Source organism: Neobacillus drentensis, assembly GCF_036962765.1.
Lineage (GTDB): Bacteria > Bacillota > Bacilli > Bacillales > Cytobacillaceae > Neobacillus > Neobacillus drentensis_C.
In genome coordinates, this window is the sequence record NZ_JBALOS010000138.1 from 1 (window position 1) to 6,832 (window position 6,832).

Annotated in this window: 7 protein-coding genes; all 7 read right to left on the reverse strand. The window is 40.7% G+C overall.

Going from position 1 to position 6,832, the window contains the following annotated elements:
- Positions 1-231: 231 nt before the first annotated feature.
- Positions 232-1,104, reverse strand: coding sequence for an aminoglycoside 6-adenylyltransferase (locus V7137_RS17335; RefSeq protein WP_335699250.1), 873 nt, complete (start codon positions 1,102-1,104; stop codon positions 232-234).
- A gap of 339 nt (positions 1,105-1,443) precedes the next feature.
- Complete coding sequence (locus V7137_RS17340) at positions 1,444-2,589, reverse strand: ABC transporter permease (protein WP_335699251.1); 1,146 nt, start codon at positions 2,587-2,589, stop codon at positions 1,444-1,446.
- Positions 2,589-3,701 carry an ABC transporter permease gene (locus V7137_RS17345; RefSeq protein WP_335699252.1) on the reverse strand — a complete coding sequence of 371 codons (1,113 nt, stop codon included), beginning with the start codon at positions 3,699-3,701 and terminating at the stop codon, positions 2,589-2,591. The genes V7137_RS17340 and V7137_RS17345 overlap by 1 nt, the downstream gene beginning before the upstream one ends.
- 13 nt (positions 3,702-3,714) lie before the next feature.
- Entirely contained in the window at positions 3,715-4,653 is a 939-nt protein-coding gene (locus tag V7137_RS17350; protein WP_335699253.1) for an ABC transporter ATP-binding protein, read from the reverse strand.
- 117 nt (positions 4,654-4,770) lie between these two features.
- A complete protein-coding gene (locus tag V7137_RS17355) occupies positions 4,771-5,877 on the reverse strand; it encodes a sensor histidine kinase (protein WP_335699254.1) in 1,107 nt (368 codons plus the stop codon).
- A gap of 1 nt (position 5,878) precedes the next feature.
- Entirely contained in the window at positions 5,879-6,523 is a 645-nt protein-coding gene (locus V7137_RS17360) for a response regulator transcription factor (protein WP_335699255.1), read from the reverse strand.
- 75 nt (positions 6,524-6,598) lie between these two features.
- Positions 6,599-6,832: hypothetical protein (locus V7137_RS17365; protein WP_335699256.1), on the reverse strand; the 234-nt coding region annotated here is incomplete at its 5' end.

Here is a 6,832-nt window from a genome sequence, read left to right on the forward strand (position 1 = left end):
AAGAGAATAATAACAATGGTACTGGTGAAAATGTAATGAATTTGTAATGTTATGTAGAAACTTCATAGAAAGAGTCGAATAAATTACATATTTTTCGTGAAAGTATCTTATCTTTCGTCATTCATCTTCTATATAGAGGGTCTAAATGCCCATAAAAAAAACCCGAAGAATACGGACTTCGAGTTTGGTACTGGATTTGTTTAAAAAGAATGACACCTATCTTTAAGTAGATTAATAGATTTCATTAGCATTTGGCGATAAGGTTTCTATATGCTTTAGATATGCCGTGACACGCTTATCTTCTTCATATGGGTATTCAAAATTTAAACTCTCTGCAACATCCATTGCTGTAGTACGAAACAAATGAGCCATAGTAAATAATGCTCCCCATACATCTTCATAACTTCCTTTGGCATAAGTGGAAAGAAGCTCCTGCCAACTCTGTTCTGAGAGAAATCCCTCTAAATATTTACCGCATTTACCTACGCTGATGGAAAAGTCCGTTTGTATTCCTACCTTCCATTCAAGCATTTTCATAAGCATTGGTCTGACGTATTGATTAAGATGCTCCTGTGCATAAAGAATTTCCCTTCTCCACAAACCTTTTGCTATATAAGTGGCGACCCACCAAAATTCATTGCAACAATCAGCAAAGAACTCAGCAGATGGACGTTTTACCCAGTAATCCTCATCGGTCGGTGGGGGGATTGAAGGAAGGCAATGATCCTTATCCATTAAAATAATCGTTAACTTATCCTCTATACAATATTCGTCTGCTTCATCTAATGGAACTAACATCAGATCAATCCGATTTCCATCTGTAAACTGCATTAAATAGGTGAACCGCCTTCCCAATCCTGATGGAAACATCGACATCGCTTCAGGCATTTGCATAATGATTCGTTCACCAAAAACATCGATCCAATCGTGGTTACATACAAAAGAATCCATATCGGTTACGAGATAAACAATATCAAAATCCTGAAACATATCTTTAGGAACATTCGGATTTGTTCGTGAACCATTCATTCCCACTGCACGAATTCGATCATCTTTTTCTGCTACTGTTAAAATTAATTTCATCATTTCGTGTTCTGTCCGCATTTCTTTCCTCCAATGCATTTATAATCTTGTTAAGGGATCCTATACCAGTTAAAGGAGATGATAGGATAGATTAACCTGTCATTGAAATAACTCCTTTAAAAACTTTAATCTATATTAAAAGATTTAAATATTTGTATAAAAAATTCCTTCTTTTATGAATGCGCGGCTGATTCGGACAGCTTAGGCTGGATTTTGATCATGGTTGTCCGAATGAGGGGTAATTCGGACAGAGCGGGTCAAAATTGATCAAAGTTGTCCGAATCTAGGTAAATCCTATTCCCATGCGCCTTACAAAAAAATGACTATCGAATTGATAGTCATCTTTTGTAGTAAACGGTTTTAGACAAAATTTTGTGTGGAATTGTTTCTGCTGAATCGATAGACGGCGATTAAGAAAAAGGCGGCAGCAAAGGCGAATAGAATCGTGAAATTCAAGTATAACCCGCTAAATGCATTTCCTTCTTGCAACTTGGTTAAGGTATCCAAGGTCCAGCGCTGCGGCAGGAAATCGGCGATTTTTTGTAATGATTTCGGCATTACTTCTACTGGCCAGAAGCAGCCAGAAAGCATAACCGTCGGCGTGATAATTAAGTTCTGCAAAGCACCCGCGGCACTGCGGCTGTTTGAAAAAGAAACAATGACTAAGGAGATCCCGACTGAAATCAAGGAAAACAGTATCATCACAAACGCTGCGGACCAAAACGACATGCCCAAACCAATATGAAAGACGTTTTTCATGATCGTTAATGTAATGAAAACCTGAATCGTCATCACAATCATGTTGACCACTATATTAGAGAAGATGTACTTTCGAGCGTTAATCGGTGTTGATAGTAAGCGAAAATAGGTGCGGTTTTCTTTTTCCAACAGAATAATCTCAGCCATATTTCCAGCTGACATCAGCATGATCATAATCAGGAAACCAATTGTTTGATTCGCCATGTTCTTGTTTTTGGCTGTGTCTTCTAAAGAATGAGTCGCTAGCTTGTAGTTCGTTTGCTGATAATCGCTATACATCTGCTCAAAGACCTGCTGGTTCCCTCCGGCCACATAACTGATGGTTGCGATATTATCGATATACTGATATAAATAAGATTTCACATAAGCAGTTATCGCTGCACCCTTGATCGAGGTCATCTCGATATGGTCAGGCTCCCCGGCCAAGACACTGTCAGCATACCCTTTTTCAAAGGTAATCACACTGTCTAGATTGCCAGAAGAGATTTTATCCTGGACCTGCCCAGCCGAAACCGTCGAAATCTCGACATTCTCTAAGCCCTTTAAAAATTCGATCGTATCAGAGGTAATCTCGCTTTTATCCTCGTTAACGATCCCGACATGCAGGTTCATTTTTTGATCGCCGCCATAGACGAGCAGGGAAATAAAGATCCCGACTAAGGGCATACACAGGTACATGATAATGTTTTTCTTTTTTCGAAACGTCACACGCAGCGTGTTCTGAATTAACCAGAGGATATCCTTCATTATAACCCCTCCCGTCTTTGCAATGAGATGATTGACACCAGCAAGAATACGAGCGCTCCAGCCAGGTTGATCGACAGCGCAGGGATCGCTGCCGCAAAGTCATTTGCATAAATAATCTTCGTCAGTGCTGTATTCATCCATGTTAGCGGTGAAAGTTCCGTAATCAACTTAAAGATGCCTTGGGGATTGTCAATTTTAAAATAAGCACCGCCAAAAAAGGATGATAACTGCACGAACAACATGATGATCACTGTTGGACCCGCACTTGTTTTTGACAAGAAGCTGACTCCAATTCCCATGCTCACCGCAAACACCACTTCGGTCAGCAGTACAAGGAAGACCAAGCCTAAATGATCGCCCCAATTGGCTTTGAAAATAAGCTTGCTAAAAAGGATAACGAGCAAGATACAGATGCTATTACTGACGAGACTTCCGAGCACCTTTCCAATGAAAATTTCACCTTTCCTTACCGGGGAAGCAATCAAGCGATCGCCCGTTTTTCGTACACGTTCACTCACGATTAACGAGCTTGAAGACATCGCACCGTACAGAATAATCATCGTTGTGATAACAATCGCATAATAATCCATCGAACCGGGCTGTTTATCAGGAAGAAGTGAGGTTTCTTTAATAAAATCATCCTTCTTTTCACGCGAGAACGCAGGTTCCAGTTTCTCTGGCGCTACCTTAATGATTTCGGAGGCGATATTGTATTGATCGACAAAGGAAGTGAGCATGCCTTGCAGGATGTTTCCTTCAATGCTGCTGCCATTATTGACGTAGAGCTGAATCCCTTTATCGGTTACTTCGACATAGCCATCGTATTTATTTTGCTTCACTTCTTTTTGGGCATCGGTCGATTTTGTCGCTTGTTTAAAATGAATCCCTGATTTTTCAACCTCAGTGATAAATTTAGGAAAGGACTCTCCCTTCGATGTATCTTTATATAAGACATCAATATCATCAACAGGCAGACTCGTTGTAAACGTGTTTGACAGAGCTGTTCCAAGGACAAGCATTAACACTATCGGGAAAGCTAACATAAAAAATAAGGTTCGGGTATTCCGAAAGTCCGTTTTAATTCCTTTCCACGCGATATTGAGAATGTTCAATGGTAATCCCCCCTTATTGGTCACGCAAATTTCTTCCGGTTAATGTTAGGAATACCGTCTCCAGGTTCGGTGCTTTTTCTTGTAAGGAGCGGATTTCAATCTGGCTGTTCATAAAATGCTCAATGATTTTGTTTAAGTTATTTACTCCAGTATCTGAGTTGATTTTAATGAGGTTTTCATCAACAGAAACGGCTTCGACACCATTGATTTCTTTAATCAACTGAATGTTCACATTTTCGGTCGATTTGACCTCAATCCAGACATCCTTCGTATTGGTAATGATCGATTTCAACTGTTCCTTCGTTCCTTCGGCAATGATTTTCCCATGATCAATGATGGCGATCCGTGAACAGATTTCCTCGACCTCCTCCATATAGTGGCTCGTGTAAATAATCGTACAGCCCATTTCATTTAACTTGCGGACGGAAGTAAGGATATAATTCCGGGATTGCGGATCAATCCCGACGGTTGGTTCATCCATGATAATCAGCTTCGGGCGGTGGGCGATCGCACAAGCGATATTTAGGCGACGCTTCATCCCGCCGGAAAAACCTTTTGGATAGCTTTTATGCTTATCCTGGAGACCAACGAATTGAAGGGCCTCCTCGACACGCTCATTTAGTTCGGAGCTGCGCAGACCGTAAAGACCGGCAAAGAATTTCACATTTTCATAGGCGGTCATATCTTCATAGATGGCCAAATCCTGAGGTACCATACCAATATTCATTTTGGCAAAGCGGCTGTATTTGGAACTATTTTTTCCCAGAATGTTAATCGTCCCATCATTGCTGCGGAGCAGACCAGCAATCATATTAATCGTCGTACTTTTTCCAGCCCCATTGGCACCAAGAAAGCCAAAGATTTCTCCTTCTGCAACAGATAAACTCATATTATCAACCGCAATAAAGTCTGCAAATTTTTTCGTTAAGTTCTTAATTTCTAAAACGTTCATCCTCTCACCCCTAGTTTGTTTTCTATATTTCCAGTATATAGAAAAAGAATGAACGCGCATAAGTGCAATCATTCATTCTTTTGACATGAGAATATTCATATTGTTTGCGTGAGATTTTCATGAACCCAAGGGCAGGAGCGTGGTGACAGAAAAACCATGGGTACTATCCACAATCATCTTTCCATTCACTGAGGCGGTCCGCTCCTCCATGCCAAGGATTCCTAATCCCTTTTTAATCATATCTGTTCCAGCCCCATTATCCTTCACTTCGGCTCGAATCACTTTGTTTAGCACCTTTAGATCGACCGAAACCTGCGTTGCATGGGAATATTTCATTGCGTTCGTCAGTGCCTCCGTGACATTTTCATGGATAATTTTCCAATGTATTGGCTCAATAATGTCTAAATTGCCTTCATGTGTAAGGACCGTTTTGATTTGTTGCTTTGCATTAAAATCATCAATCAACAACTTCAAACGGTGAATTCCCACCTGCTCCGTCGGGGGCTTCATATTCTTTAACGTCAGGCGAATGTTTTCAATCCCCTCCTTTGAAATGTTGATCGCATTTTGGAGGAGTTCGCTTGCCTTTTGCTGATTGGTCTCCATCAACCGTTTTGCTGCTTCCATTTGAAAAAGAGCACCCGTCATCGAGTGACCGATTTTATCATGGATTTCCTGTGAAATTCGGTTGCGTTCCTCTAATTTAAACGTGTATTCGGACTGCCGTATGTATTCGGTATTTTCATTAATATGTTTAGTCAGCTTCTGAAGCTGCTTCCGCATCGAATCAATCTGCGCTTCGTTTTTTACCAGTTTTTCGCCATAGATGGACGTAATTGAAAAGATTAAATAAGAAAGAAAAGCTACTAAGCCATATTCGGGCTGCACCGATTCATTCAAATATAAAATTGGAAGCAAAGAAAGAAGCAAAATCGTTATTTTCTTTTCTATGAAGCCGGAAGCCAGTTCCATAATCGAAAGTGGTAATAGCAAACAAAACATAGGATTTACGTAGTGATAGGCCACGGTCGAAATACCGATCGGCAGGACATGCAGGATCCTTTTGAAGGTGTTATTTTTAAAAAGATATAGGGAAATGTTTGTACAAAAATAAACCAGAAACGCGAGAACCACCCAAGAGATATGGCTGGGATTTGCTTGTGCACATTGAATAGCAATATACACAAGCAATACCATCTTCATAAAAATGATCCAAATCTCCATCTTAGTCGACTTTCCCCGTGAGATAGTAAATGGCGATTTGGGTTCGGTGCTCAAGTCCGGTCTTTCCTAAAATAGACGAGATGTAATTTGCCACCGTCCCTTCGGAGATAAATAATTCCTTGGAGATGGCTTTATTGGAATATCCCTTCGCAATCAAAGACAGAATATCTCGTTCTCGTTCAGTAAACTGGGTGAGATCCATTTTTGTTTCAGGTTCTTTATTTGCCGCCGCCGACAAATTGGCCTTTATTTTTTCAAGAATAACATCCTGAAGAATGCTGCTTCCTTGGAACACACTCTTCATCGCATCACGGATTTGTTCCGGATCATTATTTTTTAATAAATAGCCTTTGGCCCCATTTTTGATAGCCTCAAGAATGTATTCATCATCATCAAAGGTCGTTAAAATAATGGGCTTGGTGCTCGTTTGAGATGCAATCAGCTTTGTCGCTTCCACCCCGTTCATATTGGGCATGCGGACATCAAGCAAGGCAATATCGACTTCATGTACAAGACAGTAATCAACGGCTTCCTTTCCATCACTCACGGTGTCGAGCACTTCAAATTCCTCATAAGTTGATAAAATAATCTTCAGACCCTCTCGAATAAATGAATTATCATCCGCGATGATGACCTTTATTTTCATATGGTGGGAATCCCCCTCCCTCAAATTCACACTATCTACCAGATATTATAGCAAGAAACAGCTTGGCGATTGTATCTAAAGGCATGAAATTCGTGGTGCGCCCATTCTTTGGACGAATATCAGGCATACAGTACTAAAGGTAATATTCTTATTTGCAAAGGTACTCTGAAGGTAACATTCGTTATGAATGAAAAAGGAGATGTATGAAAATGATGGGAGGATTTCACGGTGGTGGACACTACGGGGAACATCACGGCGGACACTACGACGGGCACCATGGCGGGCACTACGACGGGCATCATGGCGGGC

Bases quoted from the DNA above. Each gene is read 5' to 3' on its own strand.
- V7137_RS17360 (WP_335699255.1), bottom strand. From the start codon at position 6,523: ATGAAAATAAAGGTCATCATCGCGGATGATAATTCATTTATTCGAGAG.
- V7137_RS17355 (WP_335699254.1), bottom strand. From the start codon at position 5,877: ATGGAGATTTGGATCATTTTTATGAAGATGGTATTGCTTGTGTATATT.
- V7137_RS17350 (WP_335699253.1), bottom strand. From the start codon at position 4,653: ATGAACGTTTTAGAAATTAAGAACTTAACGAAAAAATTTGCAGACTTT.
- V7137_RS17340 (WP_335699251.1), bottom strand. From the start codon at position 2,589: ATGAAGGATATCCTCTGGTTAATTCAGAACACGCTGCGTGTGACGTTT.
- V7137_RS17335 (WP_335699250.1), bottom strand. From the start codon at position 1,104: ATGCGGACAGAACACGAAATGATGAAATTAATTTTAACAGTAGCAGAA.